Genomic DNA, 19311 nt, shown 5'->3' with positions numbered 1-19311 from the left:
CCTAACTACGGATTGTGCATGATCATTTTGATCGGTCAACCGATAAACGCCTTAACTGATCAGCATTAGGCTTTTGGCCGCTTTTTACTTTCTATAGCATAGATTTAAGTTGATATAGCAAAGCATGAGCTTGCTTTGGTGTCATATCATCGGGATCCATATCTGCAAGTAGCGCTTCAACCTCAGAAGGCTCATTGGCAAGCATTAAGTTCTGTTGTACAGGTGCAGCTACATGAGCAGGCTTATCGCCAACGACACTCTGATGTTGCTCTAACAAAGCGAGTTTCTGTTTCGCCAACTTAATCACCGCTTTTGGCACGCCGGCAAGGCTTGCTACCTGTAAACCAAAACTCTTACTTGCAGCCCCTTCCATCACGGTGTGTTTGAAGGCAATGGTATCGTTATGTTCAACAGCATCTAAATGCACATTAACAAGGCCGGCTTGCTGCTCAGCCAATTCGGTTAACTCAAAATAATGAGTAGCAAACAGTGTTTTTGCTGCAATTTTGCTGGCGAGATAATCCGCTGTCGCATAAGCGAGTGATAAACCGTCATAGGTGCTTGTCCCACGGCCAATTTCGTCCATCAGCACCAATGATTGGGCGGTTGCATTGTTTAAAATGGTTGCAGTTTCGGTCATTTCAACCATAAAGGTTGAGCGCCCAGAGGCAAGGTCGTCACTGGCACCAATGCGAGTAAAAATACGATCGACAATTCCGATGGTGGCTGCGCTTGCCGGTACATAGCTGCCAATATGCGCCATCAACACAATTAACGCGGTTTGACGCATATAGGTCGATTTACCACCCATATTTGGTCCAGTAATAATGAGCATTTTACGTTCATCGTTGAGTTTTACTGGGTTGGCAATGAATGGTTCTTTACTCACTTGTTCTACGACTGGATGACGACCATCCACTAAATCAATTTCAGTGCCCTCGGTAAGCGTGGGCTTGCAATAGTCTAGTGTTTGAGCTCGTTCAGCTAAGGTGTTTAATACGTCCAAATCCGCAAGTGCTGCTGCCATGACTTGCAATTGTTCAATATAAGGAGCAATGAGTTCAAAGAGCTCTTCATATAGGCGCTTTTCAAGTGCAAGCGCCTTTGATTGGCTACCAAGCACTTTGTCTTCATGTTCTTTTAGCTCAGGAATAATGTAGCGTTCGTTATTTTTCAGTGTTTGTCTGCGAATGTATTCCGCAGGCACTAAATGCGAATTGGCGCGGCTGATCTCAATATAAAATCCGTGAACGCGGTTATACCCAATTTTTAATGTCGAGATCCCTGTGCGTTCGCGCTCTCTTTCTTCAAGTTTTTCTAAAACATCCGTGGCACCTGCGCTTAATGCGCGTAGCTCGTCAAGCTCTGCATTGTAGCCCTGTGCTATTACTCCACCATCACGAATGAGAACAGGGGGATTGTCGATAACCGCTCGTTCTAACAAATCTTGTAACTTAGGTAATGCCGGTGAGTGGCTAATGATAGACTGAAGTCTCGTATCCGTCGCATCTTGTAAAATATCATGCAGTGGCGGTAACGCTTGTAATGCACTTCTTAAACGCGTTAGATCACGCGGACGAGCGGTAAATAACGCTAACCGGGCTACGACTCGTTCAATATCGCCAATGTGTTTTAGTGCATCGTAAACTTCCATGCATAGTTGTTGTTCGATAAGGCTCGCAATCGCATTGAGTCGAGCATTGAGCTCTTTGCGTTCGCGCACGGGCGTATGAATGCGGCGTTTTAGTAAGCGCGAACCCATGGCCGTTGAAGATTTATCTAAAATCTGCGCTAAGGTGTTTTCAACACCGCCAGAGAGGTTTAGTGTCAGCTCTAAGTTTTTGCGCGTCGCGGCATCTAAGATCACTGCGTGCTCATTCTTTTCGAGCGTGATCGCACGAATATGAGGTAATGCCGTGCGCTGCGTGTCTTTCACGTATTGCATGACACAACCCGCAGCGATTAAACCCATATTGGCATTGTCGACACCAAAACCGACTAAGTCGCGGGTTTCAAACTGCTGACAAAGTAAATGTTTGGCAGTGTCTAAATCAAACTCCCAATCCGGGCGGCGGCGACTGCCTTTAATACTTTCTAGCACTAAAAGGTTCTGAAATGATTCAGGATATAACAACTCTGCGGGCTGCAAGCGCTGTAGCGTGGAATTAAGAGCTTCGTCAGTCTGTAGTTCTACAATATTGAATCGGCCCGAGTTAATATCAAGATAGGCAACGCCATAACCTAAGTTTTTTGGATGTTGGTAGACCGCCGCAAGTAAATTATCTTGGCGTTCTTGCAATAGTGCTTCGTCGGTGACGGTACCTGGAGTAACAATACGCACAACTTTACGTTCTACAGGACCTTTACTGGTCGCAGGGTCGCCAACTTGCTCACAAATAGCAACAGATTCACCCAGTTGTACCAAGCGAGCTAGGTAGTTTTCAACTGCATGGTAGGGAACACCCGCCATTGGAATTGGGTTGCCACCGGCTTTACCGCGATAGGTTTGAGATATATCGAGAAGCTGCGCCGCTCTGATGGCATCGTCAAAGAAGAGTTCATAAAAGTCGCCCATGCGATAGAACAGCAAGATTTCTTGATGCTGAGCTTTAATTCGCAGGTATTGCTGCATCATTGGGGTTTGTTGGTTTATAGTGTGTTCTGAATATAGATCTGACGACATTGTTGATACCTAAAAGGTTTTCCTATGGAGCACTACAAAGAGATAGCCGAATATGCGGCACAATTGGGCGCTATTCTAACGAATAACGGCGTAACAATCACTACCGCAGAGTCATGTACAGGTGGTGGGGTGAGTTATGCGTTAACAGATACGCCGGGGAGCTCTGCTTATATCGAACGTTGTTTTGTGACATACAGTAATCAAGCTAAGCACGAATTATTGGGAGTATCACAACAAACCCTAACGCAATTTGGTGCCGTGAGTGAGCAAACGGTTTTGGAGATGGTCAAAGGTGCTCAGCAGGCCGCTCATGCTGAAGTTGCTATTGCTGTGTCTGGTATCGCTGGACCAAGTGGGGGTAGTGTTGATAAGCCCGTAGGTACTGTATGGTTTGCTATTGCGAATAGTGAAAAGGTTCAAGCATTTCATCAAGTATTTACTGGGAATAGGGCCGAAATAAGACTTCAAGCTATTGAATTTACATTAAAAAGTGCTATAGCGATGGTAAAATCATAAAATTCTACTTGATACTGTAATTTCATACAGTATACTAGGTGTCATTACGCTGAATTGGAGAAGCAAATGAACGATAACAAGCAAAAGGCATTAGACGCAGCACTATCACAAATTGAGCGTCAGTTTGGTAAAGGCTCAATCATGAAACTGGGTGAGAACAAGGCGCTAGATATTGAAGCCATCTCAACGGGTTCATTAGGTCTGGATATTGCACTTGGTATCGGCGGCTTACCAACTGGTCGTATTGTTGAAATCTATGGCCCAGAATCATCAGGTAAAACAACGCTAACATTACAAGCGATTGCAGAAGCGCAAAAAATGGGAAAAACATGTGCGTTCGTTGATGCTGAACACGCACTCGATCCAATCTATGCCGAAAAGCTAGGCGTTAATGTTGATGAGTTATTAGTGTCACAGCCTGACACCGGTGAACAAGCGCTTGAAATTTGTGACATGCTAGTTCGTTCTGGTGCGGTTGATTTGGTTGTTATTGACTCGGTAGCAGCACTTACCCCTAAAGCTGAAATCGAAGGCGATATGGGTGACTCACACGTTGGTTTGCAAGCTCGACTCATGTCACAAGCATTGCGTAAGCTTACAGCTAATATCAAACGCTCGAACACATTATGTATTTTCATCAACCAAATTCGTATGAAGATTGGCGTGATGTTTGGCAACCCTGAAACCACAACTGGTGGTAACGCACTTAAATTCTATGCATCCGTACGTCTTGATATTCGTCGTATCGGCTCAGTGAAAGAAGGTGATGAGGTTGTTGGTAACGAAACTCGTGTTAAGGTTGTGAAAAACAAAGTTGCACCACCATTTAAACAAGCTGAGTTCATCATCATGTACGGCGAAGGCACGTCGAAACAAGGTGAGTTGATAGACCTTGGTGTGAAGCACAAACTGGTTGATAAAGCGGGTGCTTGGTTTAGCTATAACGGCAGTAAAATTGGCCAAGGTAAAGCAAACTCAATTAAGTTCTTAAAAGAAAATGTTGAGATTGCCAATGAAATTGAAGGCAAGTTGAGAGAAATGCTCCTAGCGCAAGCGGTTATTATGCCTGAAGAGGGAGAAGATAAAGGCCTTGCTGAAGTTGAAGACGATTTAGAGCTATAGGCTAACCACTCAAGCTTAACTGCTCGCCAGCAAGCTTGAGCTATATTTTAAAAAGCCCAAAGGTTAACCTTTGGGCTTTTTACATTTTATAAAAGTTTACTTTTGATAACAAAGAGATAGTTATCGATTAATCCGAACAATACAGCTATTTTGATATAAAAATAAAATACGTTGTTTGATTTTCAGCTATTAATCCACCTTTTCAACAAGTTATGTAACTTGCCTTGATGCTTTACATCATCAATCTTATTGAAAGCAGAAAATTTAAGCAAATTGGGGTGATTTCGACTATGGTTTTCTGGTAAAATCTGCGCCTAATTTTTTCTAAGTGAATTTGCAATGGGTAAAAACGTCGTTGTATTAGGCACCCAATGGGGTGACGAAGGTAAAGGTAAAGTAGTTGACCTACTTACAGATAAGGCTTCTTTAGTTGTTCGCTACCAAGGCGGACACAATGCTGGCCATACACTAGTAATTAACGGTGAGAAAACGGTACTACACTTGATCCCATCAGGTGTACTACGCGAAGACGTTAAATGTGTAATTGGTAATGGTGTAGTACTTGCACCAGATGCACTAATGAAAGAAATCCACATGCTTGAAGCACGTGGCGTCCCTGTACGTGAGCGTCTATTGATCAGCGAAGCATGTCCTTTGATCTTGCCTTACCACGTTGCACTAGACCAAGCGCGTGAACTAGCGCGTGGTGAAAAAGCCATTGGTACAACTGGCCGTGGTATCGGTCCTGCGTACGAAGATAAGGTTGCACGTCGTGGTTTACGTGTTGGCGATCTTTTCAATCCAGAGCAATTTGCTGCGAAGCTTAAAGAAGTATTAGAGTTCCACAACTTCGCCTTGGTTAACTACTACAAAGTAGACCCGGTAGACTTTCAGAAGACATATGATGATGCAATGGAAGTAGCAAAAGTACTTAAGTCAATGATTGTTGACGTTACTGAACTACTTGATCAAGCGCGTAATGCTGGCGACCATATTCTATTTGAAGGTGCGCAAGGTACATTACTTGATATTGACCACGGTACTTACCCGTACGTAACCTCATCAAACACGACTGCTGGTGGTGTTGCGACTGGTGCAGGTTTTGGTCCTCTACACTTAGATTACGTTTTAGGTATTGTTAAAGCTTACACAACTCGTGTTGGTTCAGGTCCTTTCCCTACAGAGCTTTACGACGGTCAAGACAAGCAAGACCCAGTTGGCAAGCATTTAGGTGAGAAAGGCAACGAGTTTGGTGCAACAACTGGTCGTTTACGTCGTACAGGTTGGTTTGATGCTGTGGCAATGCGCCGTGCAGTTCAAATCAACAGCATCAGTGGTTTCTGCTTAACTAAACTAGACGTACTTGATGGTCTAGAAAAAGTGAAAATTTGTACTGGTTACCAGCTAGAAGACGGCACTGTGACTAATGTGACTCCTCTTGCTGCTGAAGGCTACGAGAAAGTGACTCCAGTATACGAAGAAATGCCAGGGTGGAGCGAAAACACCTTTGGTGCAACTTCTGTTGAGCAGCTTCCAGAAGCCGCTATCAACTATATCAAGCGTCTAGAAGAAATCACTGGCGTGCCAATTGATATCATCTCAACAGGCCCAGACCGCGTTGAGACAATGATTGTTCGCAACCCTTTTGCTGAATAATCCTGCTGTCGATTGATACAGAAAAAAGCTGCTACGGCAGCTTTTTTTGTGTCTATTACCCTACAAGTTTTTGCCTTCCTGCCGATAAGTAAGCGAATGTTTGCTCATATGATAAAATTAGACTTCACTTTGGCGTGAATAATGCTTAATCATATTTGAGTGTCGATGTTGCTGCAGAGCAAGTAAGTTGCCTTTGTAGCCTGCTATAGTTAAACAACCAGCTTTACTTTGATGGGTCTTCGATGAATTACTTACTTCGTTATTTTGCAGCTTCAGCATTGAGTGTTTCCTTAAGTCTCAGTATACAGAGCAAAGTATCTGCAGAAGAGGCAATCGAAGCTGTACCTTTGTATACGCAGCAGGAGTTATTAGCGCTCATTGAAAAAAATCAACACCTTGCTCGGGTTAAAGCGGATGAATGCCAGCTGGTTAAAGATATTGAAGCGCGTGCTGAAATTATGGCGCTGCCTTCGTATCAATTTCTTTATGGTGACATGCTAGCTTATGCCGTGTGTGTAGACAGAGATGTTGAACTTGGCCTTTATTATATGAAAAGGGCAGCAGAGCAGGGCCTTGCCGCGGCGCTTGAACAATTAGGTCGTTACTATGATGTTGGCCAGTTGGTGCAAGAAGATAAAGCGATGGCGGTAACCTATCTGAGAGAAGCAGCAGCACTTGGCAACTTAAACGCTCAATTAAGACTCGTAGATGTGTTTAATCAAGGCCACGGTAGCCCTAGAGATTATGAAGATGCTTACCGATGGCTGTTCCATTCTGCTGTTGCAGATAAAAAGCTACATAAGCGAATTCAGGTAGCACTAGGGCAATTGGCAAATAAAATGCCTGATAGCGTGGTAAAGCGCGCGAGATTGCCTATATAACCTGAACTTGGGNATAACAACTTGTTCTCTAGCANGTTATCCCTTACTACTGCGTTAAATTTGCTTGCAATAGGCCAGCTATTGACGCACAAATTTGCCTTGTATTCAGAAATAACTTCTAGCTAGAGTGATACTACGCTTTTGAACTTAGTGATTTTAGTGGATTAACTTACTTCTTATCCCGAGTTCAGGTTATATAACCTGAGCTTAGGCTAACTCCGTTGGATCAATAGATATTACTTCTATGAGTTGTGAGTGACAGGTAAAAGCGGCGTAAGTTACGCCGCTTTGCTTGCTTCTAAATAAAGCTCGTAAAGTTAGCTTATGTCTTATCCAAATCTCAGGTTAAGTAATTTGCTGGCTGCTAAGCTTTGCACCAATTTGGCCTTCTTTATTCGCATTTGGATCTTTAAGCACCGTTAACTTAGGCGGTTGTAACGCCAATACGCGGTCGCCTTCTTCTGGAAGCTTTTTCATGTCAGAGGTAAACGGGCGGATCAAGATGGGTTCCTCATCTTTGTTCTGCTCTGTGAGTACAAACAGCGGGATTGCTTCACTGTTAACCTCTTTATACTGTTCCCATTTAAACTCTTCTGAGATCCGCGTTACGCTCACTTTGCCGCCCTTAGCCATCATGCTACTTAGCTTGGCGTAATTACCTTCGTCACCAAACAAAATTTGGCGAGAAAGGAAAGTGGCGCTATCTTTGTTCGCCTTAGCGTGGTTAGTGGATGATTTGAGCGAATAAACACATTGATCGCCAAGTAAGTGAGAAAAGTACTGTACACCTAAAGCGTTGTGATGACGGTTAGGTGAAAGCGCTAGCACTGACTTTAAGCTAGTCAATGGGAGGTAACGCTCTGCATGTTCCGACTGTGGGTTACCATAGTAACAAGGCAGTCCGTCCATTCTCGCCATCTTGCAGTTTTCCCATGCGGGATCGGAGAGATAAACATCAATATTTTGGTCTTTTAAGCCTTTAGCCACCGCTCTAGCTACATGGTTTGCACCAATGATAAGTAAGGTATTGGGCTTTGGTTTACGTACTCCTAAAAGACGTGCGAAAGGCGTTGCCGTTAGGCTTTGTAGTACCACGGTGACAATGATGACGGTGAAGATAAGCGGCACCATTTTATCCGCATCTGCTATCTGTGATTTGGTCATACTCAACGCAAAAACTGAGCCTACCGCTGCAGCAACAATACCTCGAGGAGCTATCCAGCTTAACAGAATACGAGACTTTATCGGTAAGTCTGTATTGAACGTCGATAAGAATATCGACAGTGGTCGAGCAATAAATAATACTACAGCTAGAAAGATAAAGACGTCGGTGTCTAACAGCATTAAATCTTCTAACTTGAGTCGTGCCGCGAGTAAGATAAATAAGCTCGAAATCAGGATCATTGAGAGATCTTCTTTAAATTCTAATACTGAGTCTATTTCCAAGTCATCTTGGTTAGCGAGCCAAATACCAAAGATAGTCACGGCTAGTAAACCCGACTCATGGCTCAGATGATTCGATAGCGTAAAGCTAAACAACACTAGCGCTAAAATGGCGAACTTGTGAAGCTCGAAAGGAAGCCACTCTTTTCTTATTAGGTAAGTAGTAAGGTAACCTGATGCGACGCCAATACTTATCCCCACACCAAGTGTTGATACGAGCGCCCACAGGGTATGAGTGAAGATACCTTCGCCACCAACTAAAGAGACGGCTTCAAATACGAGTACCGCAAAGAGTGCACCAATTGGGTCTATGACTATACCTTCCCAACGTAAAATACGGTCTATGTCTTTGTCTGGGCGCATGGCGTTCAGCATTGGAGCAATAACTGTAGGACCGGTCACGACAAGTACTGCGCCCAAAACGGCGGCAACTTGCCAGTTAAGCTCCAGCACAAAAATTGCGGTCGTTGCTATCACCGCAAAGGTTGCCAACATCCCGATAGAACAAAGATTCCGTACAACCTTACCAATTCCTTTGAGTTCTTTAAAATGCAGGGTTAGTGAACCTTCAAAGAGGATTACAGCAACGGAAAGTGAGACGACGGGAAAGAGTAAATCCCCGAGTAAGGAATCTGGGTCCAGCGTGCCACTAAATGGCCCCAAAGCAAGACCTATAAGAAGTAAAAACAAAATTGCTGGAACCTTAAAGGCCCAAGCAAGCCATTGTGCTATTACAGAACATACTGCAATACCTGCAATGTAGATTGCTGACATAGATTCTCCCCGGTTGGATTATCCCAACATTTTTATCAGTATAGCTAGCATCCAGTTATAACACAGCGTGAATGAGGGTAAAGTGAATAAATTACTGAAAATAAGGTATTATAAAATTGATTTATGGTGGTCATAAATAATTAACATGGGATAGGGTTGCAATCTTACCCTTGCTTACGTTAAGGTAATAAACGTTCAAAGCGTGGAGTAAATCGCGCCGTCATTCACAATCTACTCATTACGCAATTATTCATTGCGGTACAGCCTTTCCGGCCGCACCAAACCATGGTGGCCCTGTTGGAAACGGCTCGACATCAAAGGTTAAGTACTTGATGTCACAATCAATCTTCTATTAGTGAAATGTCAGCCAGTTAACGATTGTTACTGCGTCTGGGTTTAGCATGTGTGGCGACATGATGGGACTAAGGTCTTCGCCGTCGCACGTCTGTTTGTTTTATCTATTTGCCGACTTTTTGGTCGATGCATTGCGCTTTCTGTTGTCTTCTAATAGGAGATATTTGGAGTACCAACTCGTGAGTGGGTGGTTAATTTAATGCAGGAATTTATGTCGATGAAACAGTCAAAACGTATAGTAATCAAGATCGGGAGTGCGTTGATCGCGCCAGAGCAAGATGGGTGTCGATCCCGCTATTTACTCAGCATCGCGCAATTCATCGTGCGTTGTCGAGCCCGAGGTATCGAGGTGATCCTCGTCTCTTCAGGTTCAGTCGCAGCAGGGTCGCACTTATTTCCTAATTCAGAGCAGCCGAGCATTGCGGTGAAAAAAGCGATGGCGGCAGCTGGACAAACCGAGATGATGGCTACGTGGGACCGTTTCTTTGACTTCCCGTCGGCGCAGATATTGCTGACTCACGGCGACCTGCGTGACAGGGAAAGATATACCAGTATTCGTGAAACAATATTCACTTTACTCGATCATGGAATACTGCCTATTATCAATGAAAATGACACCGTGACCACAGACGATCTGAAGGTGGGTGATAACGATAATTTGTCTGCAATGGTAGCGGGGGCTGCAGATGCAGATGGGCTAATTATTTGCTCCGATGTCAGTGGTTTATATAACAAAAATCCTAATTTACATGCTGATGCAGAGCTGATCTCTGAGGTGACAGAGATCACTGAAGCAATCTACGATATGGCAGGTTGTCCAACGAGTAAGGTTGGTACCGGTGGTATGAAGACCAAAATTGAAGCTGCTGAAAAGGCGACGTCTCACGGTATAGATACCTATATTGTTAACGGCTTCGAAGAAACAACCTTTGAATTATTGTTGGCGGGAAAAAATCCAGGCACGGTATTTACAGCCTATGATAAACCGATGCAAGAAGCGGTGCATTGGATGACTCACACGGCATCAGAGCAAGGTGAGCTGGTCGTTGATAGCGATTATGGCTCAGGCGAAAATCAAGTGGTGGGTCAGTTAAGTGGCGATGAAATCACTGAAGTAAAAGGTGAGTTTTCTGTTGGAGATACCGTGCTCGTGAGGAGCAAAGATGGTAAGCGCTTAGCCAAAGCAACCACCAATTACAGTAGCTGCCTATTAAACTTTTTAACTGAATATGAAGAGAATCCGATCAGCGAAAGAATTCAAGATAGTATCGGACCCGTTATTTCAGAACAAGATATTGCATTATTGGAGAAGTCATAAGACATGAGTTTAATCACAGATATTTCATCACAGGCTGCAAAAGCAGCGAAACAGTTAGCATTATTATCTACAGAGCAAAAAAATGCGGTGTTAGCAGATATGGCAAAAGGGATCCGTGATAACAGCGATGCCATTATTAAAGCCAATGAAGCTGACTTGGCTGCTGCTCGTGATAACCAGCTTAGCGACGCCATGATAGATAGATTAACGCTTAACCAAGCGCGGATTGAAAGTATGGCTGAAGGTATCGAGACTATCATTCAACTGGACGATCCAGTGGGTGCACGTAGAGACATGGGTGTAAGACCAAATGGCATTAAAATCAGCAAAATGCGAGTGCCACTTGGTGTTGTTTGCATGATTTATGAAGCACGCCCCAATGTCACCGCTGACGCCGGTGCACTGTGTTTTAAATCAGGTAATGGTGTTATTTTGCGTGGTGGTAAAGAAGCGCTAGCGAGTTCTTTAGAAATCGCAAAAGCGATGCATAAGGCGCTCGAAAAACATAACCTGCCTGCTGCGTTGGTTTCTGTTATTCCGGATCCTGACCGCGCGTTGTTAATGGAGCTGATGCAGCAAAAAGAGTATATCGATCTTATCATCCCACGTGGCGGAGAGGGTCTAATCAATTTCGTTACTGAGAATAGTACGGTGCCAGTGATCCAGCATTTTAAAGGCGTATGTCACTTGTATATAGATAAAGCGGCCGATCTCGATAAAGCAATGGCGCTTCTGTTAAACGGTAAAACGCAGCGTACTGGTGTATGTAATGCGCTTGAAGGGTTAATCGTTCATCAAGATATCGCTCCGACTTTTTTACCGAAAGTTGCTGCAGCATTAGCAGAAAAAGGTGTGAAAATTAATGCGTGTAAGCAAACCGTAGCTTATTTTGATAATGCAGTTGAATTAAGTGATGACGAGTTTGGTGAAGAATACTTGAGCCTTGAAATAGCGGTTCGTCAGGTTGCTGATTTTAATGCAGCGCTTGCACATATTGATCGCTTTGGTAGTCATCATACCGAAGTTATCTGTACGGAAGACAAAGCGGCTGCTGATTTGTTCCAACGCGGTGTTGATGCTTCTGTCGTGATGGTTAACGCTTCCTCACGCTTTAGTGATGGTTCAGCGTTAGGTTTAGGTGCCGAAATTGGTATTGCTACCACCAAATTGCATGCTTACGGACCTATGGGCTTGGAGTCGCTAACGACCGAAAAGTTTTTAGTGAATGGTGAAGGCCAAATCAGAGAATAATGAACTGACGCTGCTTGAGTAGGTGGAAGAATTATACTCAGTGGTATACACAGAATGACATAAGTAACTGCAAAGCTCGGGTCGAAAGACTTGGGCTTTTTTCTTTTCGATTTAGAGGGTTAATTTTGTAAGAAGTAAGAAGTAAGAAGAGCGGNAAGCAGGATCGAACTGCTGACCTCCTGCGTGCAAGGCAGGCGCTCTCCCAGCTGAGCTATAGCCCCACATTCCGTCAATAGACGAAGCGAAATTTAATCATTTTTTATATTCCCGTCAACCCCAGACAAAAAATTTCGCTATTTTTTTATAGTCTTTGTTACACTGAACTGAAAATAAAACGAATTAAGCGAATTATGGTTCTGCGTCATATCTTTTCTATTCTCATTATTGGGCTGCTAGCGAGTTGTGCATCACAGCCTGATGAGCCTGAACTTATTATCGAAAAACAATCTCTTCATAAGCGTCTTTCGCCAACTGGTGATAAAGAATTTGCTTTCATTGTAACGGTACAAGCAACACCTCGAATGGAGCTGGATGCAAGTAAGCCAATATCAAGGAGAGAACTAAAACGCTTTGCCGAGTTTGAGCGTATTGAAGATTCCCCCGCTCTAAAACTCAAGCTAGAAGAGCAAGCCGTCGCCTTATTAAAACCGGCTTTGATTGAGGCGGACTACTGTAATTCAGGTCATAAAATTACCGATGTATACTGGCGACAGCGTAGCGTTCAGTTACGAGGTAAGTGTTTGTGATCAGAAACAATCCAAGTGCACTTGCAGAGCGGCTCGCTCAGTTAGATATCAACTATCTCAATTATGAGCATCCACCGTTACATACTTGTCTAGATGCTGACAACTTGAAGTTAGAGAGAAGAGGGACGCGACTGAAAAATCTCTTCCTCCGAGATAACTATGGAAAGCGACACTTTCTTTTTATTATTCCTGCAGATAAGCAAGTCGACCTAAAAGCGCTGTCTAAATCTCAAGGGGTGTCGCGTTTAGGTTTTGCATCGACGGACAGACTAGCGAAGTATTTAGGGGTGGAACAAGGCTGTGTGTCAGCACTCACACTGCATAACGACCGTGAGCAACAGGTAGAATTATGGCTTGATAGTGAACTGCAATCTGCGCACTTATGGCAGTGCCATCCGTTAGTGAATACTAAAACTTGGGTGTTAACGCTCGAAGATCTAAAGCGCTTTTGGCAAGTCACTGGACATTCACTTCACTGGGTTAACTGTGTTTCTCAAACTCAGAACGAAGCCTACTGTACAGACGATAAAAAGTGACGCACAAAACCATGTGATACCAGCTTGCTCATAAATCAAACCTGGAAGATAAGAACCCAGCACGCCTCCGGAATAATAAAATGAAACATAAGCGCCATTGGTGACGGTTGATGGAGCTTGGCTAATACTGTTGGCTAGTGGTGCAGCGGTAGAGTGGATCACAAACATACAGGAACAGAATAGCGTGAATAAAATGACAAAAAAGCCAATAGAAGCAAAAGGCAATAGCGCAATGGTTGTAGCATAGATGAAGAACATCACAGCTAAAAATCGCCAGGTAGAATGAAATTTACTTTGTAGCCAAGGTGTAACGATAGACCCTAAAGCACCAATCAAATAGCCTGTATAGACCCAGCCCACTTTACTGGGATCGGTTAAATTAAAGTCGTACTTTAGTATAAAAGGTAAAAAGTTGAGTAGTCCCGCGAAGCAGAAAAACATACAAAATACAGAGCTGTATAATCTCACTAGGCGAGATTGCTTGAGTGGTGCTAAGTAATCACGGACCTTGGTGGCTTGTATTATTGGTGGTTTATTCCTACTGGCTTTAATGTTAACTGCCAATATAATCAATAATAATGCGTTTAGGTAATAGAAACTTTGCCATTCAAACCAGACAGCAAAGTTGGCTGCAAGGGTGCGGCCAAAATAACCTCCGGCTATGGTACTTCCGATGTACAAGCTCATGTTGCGTTTCAATTGCGAGTCACTAAATTGTTGGCCGATATAACCTGTCATCGCAGTGAGTGCGGCAGGTAATAAAAGCCCTTGAATTAACCGGATAAACAAAAGCCCTGAAAACGAAGTCATTGAAGCAAATGCTAAACTGCTTAGTGCCAAGAGCATCATGGTCCATTTTAAAATGCGTAGCGGGTTGGACTTTGCCAGCAATAATCCGTAGCAGATTGGCGCGATAGCAAGAGGTAGCATAGTTGCTGACATCAGCATGCCCGCATCTGACGCCGATACATTAAATTGCTCTGCAAACTCGGCCAGCAGCGGCTGCGGCGCGTAAAGCACAAAAAAAATGGTCACAGAGCAAAGCAATAGATGAATGACGGGCATTAAGCAATAAGGCGTTTAATTTCGATGAGTTAGCTTAAATTAAAGCAAACTAGATGACAATTTTTTGCGCTAAATCACGATGCGCAACAATAATTTTGGTAGTTTTACATTAGATTGACCGATTCCTCTCTGGTCAATCGAAATTGCTGAGTTAAAATAGTGAAAAGTCTATTTTACGGAGTTGCATGATGGGTTCACTGCAAGATCAGTTGCTAAAAGCAGGTCTAACAACTGAGCACAAAGCGAAAGTTGCAAAAACACAAAAGCGTAAACAGCAGAAGAAAAAGAAAAAAGGCGCAACGAGCGACCAAACAGACCTTCAAAAACATATTGAGCAGACAAAGCTTGAGCAGCAAAAGCGTGCCGAAGAGCTAAATAAAGCGAAGCAAGAAACGCTCAAAGATAAAGAGCAAATTGCTCGCGTGAAGCAGATCTTAGAACACCATAACCAAGATGAGATCCGCGGTAATGTGACCTTTAACTTCACATACCAAAATAAGGTGAAGGAGTTAGAAGTTAATTCCGAAACACAAAAAGCGCTATCAAAGGGGCGTTTAGCGATTTGTGTTTTAGAAGGGCAATTCTATGTGCTACAAGATGAACCTGCTAGAAAGATTGCAGAGGTAGACGAGAAGTATATCGTTTTCCATGTTGAGGACAACCAGCAAGGTGATGAGGATGATCCTTACGCTGACTTTGAAGTCCCAGATGATTTGATGTGGTAGTGATTAGGCTTTAGGTCAAACTTTAGTCTACACTGACTTACAACGTTAACCGTCAATAAAAAGAGTAATGATATGAGCAAGATGAAAAAACTACTAGTAGGGACTACGGTGGCAATTTGCGCACTAGGTTCAGCAAGTTCAATGGCTGCTGATGGTAAAGCATTATATACAGCAAAAATGTGTCAAACCTGTCATGGTGCAGAAGGTAAAGCACCGATCATGCCTCTGTATCCAAAGCTAAGCGGTCAAAATAAAGAATATTTAGCGGCGCAGATGAAAGATATCAAATCAGGTAAACGTAATAATGGTATGTCAGCTGCGATGAAAGCGATGGTTGCCAATGTCACGGACGCTGAAATCGATGCGATTGCAGAGTATCTATCTAAAGTTGAATAACGACCTAAGCTCGATACAGACAAAATAAAAAAACCACCGTTCGCGGTGGTTTTTAGTTGAAGATATAACTAAGCTATTTTAGACTTCTATACATCTAAATGTGGAGTCAATAAGGGATCCCCATGTTCGAATTACCTCAGTTAAATTTAAAAGACAAAGTAAGCGCAGAAGAATGGCAACTGCGTGTTGACCTCGCCGCTTGCTATCGACTGGTTGAGCACTTTCGTTGGGGAGATCTCATTTATACGCATATGTCGGCGCGTTTGCCGGGTACGGATCATTATTTAGTAAACGCCTTTGGTCTGACCTTTGATGAAGTCACCGCTTCTAATTTAGTGAAGGTCGATCTCGAAGGGAATATTCTTGATGATACCCCATTTAAGATTAATCCGGCGGGTTTTACTATTCACAGTGCAATCCATGAGGTGCGAGAAGATGCGCATTGTGTTATCCACCTCCACACCAAAGAGACGATTGCAGTAGCAAGTGTAGAGGGAGGATTATTGCCCTTGAGTCAGCATAGTATGTTCTCCTTACCATCACTGTCGTATCATGGATATGAAGGTTTAGCAGTGAATATGGATGAGAAAAAACGCTTGCAAGATGACTTAGGTACAACCAATCATATGCTGCTGGTGAACCACGGTGGTTTAACTGTTGGACCAACGGTAGGTGATGCCTTTATGCGTTTTTATGACTTACAGCGTGCATGCGAAATTCAAGTTGCGATTCAAGCAACGGGACAGCAAACGGTACCTGTACCACAACCCATTATTGATAACATATATAACCAAGCGAATGTCGTGCATAGCGGTAGCACCGGTGGTCAATTAGCATGGCCCGCAATGCTTCGTAAAGCTTACCGCCTAGACCCAAGCTTTGCTCAATAGGAGTCAACATGAAAGTTAATCGCGTCGAAGTTTTCGATATTCATTGTCCAGATAGACCTGCTTGGACACCCGTTTTTGTTCGTATTCACACCGACGAAGGCATCTCAGGGGTTGGTGAAGCTGGGCTTGCATACGACCTCGGTCACAGCGCTGCGGCCAGTATGATCAAAGAAATGGCTGAAGCTTTTTTAATTGGTCATGACCCTTTTCAAACCGAGCTGCTTTGGTCGCGTATGCTGAGAGAAAGCTTTTGGGGTTTAGGTGGCGGACCTGTGGTGTATGCGGCGATGTCAGCAATAGATACCGCGCTTTGGGATATTAAAGGTAAAGCCTTAAATCTACCTGTTTATCAGTTGCTTGGTGGTAAAGTGAACCCTGAGCTTCGCACCTATGCCTCGCAATTACAGTTTGACTGGGATAGCGAGTTTAAAGCACTAGTTCAACCACACGAATATGCTGAAGCGGCTCACAAAGCCATTGCTGAAGGGTACGATGCGGTTAAAGTTGACCCAATTCAGTACGATAAAGATGGCAACACCTATTACGACAGAACTAAGCTTATCTCGCGCGCGGAAATGAAATTATACCGTGCAAGAATGAAAGCAATACGTGAAGCGGTAGGTGATGAAGTGGACATTATTTTTGAGTGCCACAGCTTACCAGGCGCGACATCAGCTATTCAAATTGCAGACATCGCCGAAGAATTTGATTGTATGTATTATGAAGAGCCAGTGAACTATCTTAACCACTCTTTACATGCAAAGGTAGCCAACAAGACCTCTGTGCCAATCGCTGGTGGTGAACGTTTGTATAATCGCTGGGGTGTTCGCCCTTATTTTGAAGATCAAAGTATTGATGTACTGCAGCCAGATATTGGCCTATGTGGTGGCTTTACGGAAACTAAGAAGGTATGTGATTACGCCGATATCTTTGATATCCGTATTCAGGCGCACGTCTGTGGCGGCCCAGTAGCAACCGCAGCTTCATTACATTTGGAAACCGCGATCCCAAACTTCCTGATCCATGAACATCATACTTACGCAATCAAAAAGTGGAACAGAGAGCTATGCTTGCAAGATCCACAGCCTAAGAACGGTATCTTTAGAGTGTCAGAAGAACCGGGGCTTGGTATTGAGCTAAACGATGAAATCGTGATGCGCTCCGCCCGTGTGGAAATTAAGTAGGTCTGAACGCTCTTAAACCAGTGAAGCCGCTATCTTGGATATAGCGGCTTCACTGTATTTCGTGTTCTAGCTAATCGGATGCTTTAATCACGCAAGGCATTCACTAAGTTATCTAATTCCAAATTAACATAGTTCAGTTTGCTGACAGGCAATAAGTTGTCAAGTACGCTAGCATTTCCTTCCAACATTTCTCCGTCAAAGCTCACTGTTTTAGAAATAGGGAGTTGATAAGTCAGTAACAAAGTTCCATTATCACCTGCTGGGTGCTCACCTTCACCAGTGATAATATTAATTATCTTCCCTGTTTTCGTGATAAATAAGTAACCAGTTAATCTGGCATAGGCGCCATCTGTAGCCGGCAATTGTCCAAAGGTTTTCGCATTTGCATACTGGCGTGTTCGCCAAATAAAATCATCACAAGAGCTAACGCATCCAGCATTGATTACGAGTTTTAAGGACTCGTATTTAATAGGCGTAGAAGACGAGTCAATCATGCGAATGTCGCACTGGGCAGAGCCACGGCAAAAGTCAGGCCGAGGAGGCAGAAAGTCATCACGACTAGTGATGTCAGCGACAATATTTTGATACCAACGTTCGGCTCTTTTACTTTGGTAAAACGCACTATCCCGTATCTCTTTATTCGCCAAAAGCGGTGTATTTCGATACTGGACCAAATTGTCTCTGAATCCATTTCGGGTCAAAGCGGCGATCCAAGGCGTATTTTCTGAACCACCTTTATTATTCTGGATATCTACGATTAGGGGTTTAGCCGGCGAGCGATGTGTAATTTGCTTTATTTCGTTGATATCTAAGCACATACCTGGTTCTTTAGCTTCGTCACAATAGATATCATTGCTGTGAGAACCCCATTTACCAAAGTAGAATATTTTAAGCACAAAGGCAGCGTCGCTTTCATATAGGCATGACTGACTGCCATCGTAGAGCAAATTTAAGCCAAGCGGTAAATACATTTCTGAACATTTAGAAGAAGCTTGTTGCTTGTTTTTTTGTTGCTCCTGTTTTACAAAAACATCTGAACTGTTATCTGTGTAACTAACGACGAGTTTATCTAGGCCACCAGAGAAGAAGTAGCCCGATTTCATGTAACTGGAGAACAGCCGCAGGCAACCTGATTTATGTACGTCATTACAATAAAAGTTGAAAAACTCTTCAAACAAATCTCCTACGCTACGCTCGTTTATAAGTCTGATTGACTTTTGGTTTCTTGTCGAGAAAAAGCTAATTTGAGGCCATGTATAGCCTATTTCGAGCTTCGGCCACTTAGGGAAGTTCGTGACTTGTTGGCGTGCCTTTTCATCAACTATCAAATAGGAGTGACGATTTAAAATTCCATAGTGTAGGTTGTCTAGGGCACGGTATAAGGTATCCCAATTATTTGAGTTTATGATACGTTTACTTACTATGGCTTTGTAGGTTTTCCAGTCTATTCGTCTGGTTTTATTGCGCAGTGCTATTGTTATGGCATCTATGCTTTCTATTCCAGAAAATAGCTGTGTGGTAATCTCTGTTCGTTGTTTTTTATCAGGAAAAGGTAGCGCATTATTAATTGTTGGTTGCGAAAGTGCGATTGGGGCGAATACCGTAAATACAAAAACAGTGAGTTTTACCATCACTTTTCCTTGCTTAAATTGGGAAGCTCTAGCATATGGTGCTTATGTATTACTAGCAACAGCACTTAGTGTTGTGGTTCAATAAACCCGGACACTATTTTAGGTGGTATCATTACCACTCAACTAGAGGTGTCCAATGG

The 19311-nt window shown here is 43.4% G+C and carries 16 protein-coding genes; 12 read left to right on the top strand and 4 right to left on the bottom strand.

The genetic code is table 11. The features are described from left to right. Nucleotides 1-91: 91 nt before the first annotated feature. Entirely contained in the window at nucleotides 92-2683 is a 2592-nt protein-coding gene (gene mutS, locus CKO50_RS20610; protein WP_095729683.1) for a DNA mismatch repair protein MutS, read from the bottom strand. Nucleotides 2684-2707: 24 nt separating this feature from the next. Here mutS and CKO50_RS20605 point away from each other — a divergent pair, with 24 nt between their 5' ends. From CKO50_RS20605 to CKO50_RS20590, 4 genes are all read left to right on the top strand, one after another. Continuing rightward, nucleotides 2708-3199 carry a CinA family protein gene (locus CKO50_RS20605; protein WP_095729682.1) on the top strand — a complete coding sequence of 164 codons (492 nt, stop codon included), beginning with the start codon at nucleotides 2708-2710 and terminating at the stop codon, nucleotides 3197-3199. 66 nt (nucleotides 3200-3265) lie between these two features. Then, entirely contained in the window at nucleotides 3266-4321 is a 1056-nt protein-coding gene (recA, locus tag CKO50_RS20600; protein ID WP_095729681.1) for a recombinase RecA, read from the top strand. A gap of 339 nt (nucleotides 4322-4660) precedes the next feature. Then, the gene (locus CKO50_RS20595) at nucleotides 4661-5977 is read left to right on the top strand and encodes an adenylosuccinate synthase (RefSeq protein ID WP_095729680.1); all 1317 of its coding nucleotides are present in this window, start codon (nucleotides 4661-4663) and stop codon (nucleotides 5975-5977) included. Between the two features lie 242 nt (nucleotides 5978-6219). Then, nucleotides 6220-6858 carry a tetratricopeptide repeat protein gene (locus tag CKO50_RS20590; RefSeq protein WP_010378945.1) on the top strand — a complete coding sequence of 213 codons (639 nt, stop codon included), beginning with the start codon at nucleotides 6220-6222 and terminating at the stop codon, nucleotides 6856-6858. A gap of 345 nt (nucleotides 6859-7203) precedes the next feature. Here the strand turns inward: CKO50_RS20590 and CKO50_RS20585 are convergent, their stop codons facing one another. After that, on the bottom strand, nucleotides 7204-9075 hold the full coding sequence (locus tag CKO50_RS20585) for a sodium:proton antiporter (RefSeq protein ID WP_095729679.1): 1872 nt from the start codon (nucleotides 9073-9075) through the stop codon (nucleotides 7204-7206). A 571-nt stretch (nucleotides 9076-9646) separates the two neighbouring features. Between CKO50_RS20585 and proB the strand changes: the two genes are divergently transcribed. From proB to CKO50_RS20560, 4 genes are all read left to right on the top strand, one after another. Then, complete coding sequence (gene proB / locus CKO50_RS20580) at nucleotides 9647-10747, top strand: glutamate 5-kinase (RefSeq protein ID WP_095729678.1); 1101 nt, start codon at nucleotides 9647-9649, stop codon at nucleotides 10745-10747. Between the two features lie 3 nt (nucleotides 10748-10750). Continuing rightward, on the top strand, nucleotides 10751-11998 hold the full coding sequence (locus tag CKO50_RS20575; protein ID WP_095729677.1) for a glutamate-5-semialdehyde dehydrogenase: 1248 nt from the start codon (nucleotides 10751-10753) through the stop codon (nucleotides 11996-11998). 350 nt (nucleotides 11999-12348) lie between these two features. Beyond that, nucleotides 12349-12744: a hypothetical protein gene (locus tag CKO50_RS20565; protein ID WP_095729676.1), complete on the top strand. Its 396-nt coding sequence runs from the start codon at nucleotides 12349-12351 to the stop codon at nucleotides 12742-12744. Further along, nucleotides 12741-13280: a prolyl-tRNA synthetase associated domain-containing protein gene (locus CKO50_RS20560; protein WP_095729675.1), complete on the top strand. Its 540-nt coding sequence runs from the start codon at nucleotides 12741-12743 to the stop codon at nucleotides 13278-13280. The genes CKO50_RS20565 and CKO50_RS20560 overlap by 4 nt, the downstream gene beginning before the upstream one ends. Here CKO50_RS20560 and CKO50_RS20555 read toward each other — a convergent pair. Then, a complete protein-coding gene (locus tag CKO50_RS20555; protein ID WP_095729674.1) occupies nucleotides 13212-14345 on the bottom strand; it encodes an MFS transporter in 1134 nt (377 codons plus the stop codon). The genes CKO50_RS20560 and CKO50_RS20555 overlap by 69 nt on opposite strands. Nucleotides 14346-14533: 188 nt before the next feature. Here CKO50_RS20555 and CKO50_RS20550 point away from each other — a divergent pair, with 188 nt between their 5' ends. The 4 genes from CKO50_RS20550 to CKO50_RS20535 all read left to right on the top strand — a co-directional run bounded on the left by CKO50_RS20550 (nucleotide 14534) and on the right by CKO50_RS20535 (nucleotide 17540). Then, nucleotides 14534-15070: a DUF2058 domain-containing protein gene (locus CKO50_RS20550; RefSeq protein WP_088531806.1), complete on the top strand. Its 537-nt coding sequence runs from the start codon at nucleotides 14534-14536 to the stop codon at nucleotides 15068-15070. Between the two features lie 72 nt (nucleotides 15071-15142). Continuing rightward, nucleotides 15143-15466, top strand: coding sequence for a c-type cytochrome (locus CKO50_RS20545; protein ID WP_095729673.1), 324 nt, complete (start codon nucleotides 15143-15145; stop codon nucleotides 15464-15466). Between the two features lie 122 nt (nucleotides 15467-15588). Continuing rightward, the gene (locus CKO50_RS20540) at nucleotides 15589-16356 is read left to right on the top strand and encodes a class II aldolase/adducin family protein (protein ID WP_095729672.1); all 768 of its coding nucleotides are present in this window, start codon (nucleotides 15589-15591) and stop codon (nucleotides 16354-16356) included. Between the two features lie 8 nt (nucleotides 16357-16364). Further along, nucleotides 16365-17540, top strand: a complete 1176-nt coding sequence (locus tag CKO50_RS20535) for a mandelate racemase/muconate lactonizing enzyme family protein (protein ID WP_039493039.1) — start codon at nucleotides 16365-16367, stop codon at nucleotides 17538-17540. Between the two features lie 83 nt (nucleotides 17541-17623). Here the strand turns inward: CKO50_RS20535 and CKO50_RS20530 are convergent, their stop codons facing one another. Beyond that, nucleotides 17624-19171, bottom strand: coding sequence for a hypothetical protein (locus CKO50_RS20530; RefSeq protein WP_095729671.1), 1548 nt, complete (start codon nucleotides 19169-19171; stop codon nucleotides 17624-17626). Nucleotides 19172-19311: the final 140 nt, after the last annotated feature.

This window comes from Pseudoalteromonas sp. HM-SA03, from assembly GCF_002289345.1.
Lineage (GTDB): Bacteria > Pseudomonadota > Gammaproteobacteria > Enterobacterales > Alteromonadaceae > Pseudoalteromonas.
Note: the sequence above shows the minus strand (reverse complement) of the source record. Positions and strands in the feature narration are given on the sequence as shown.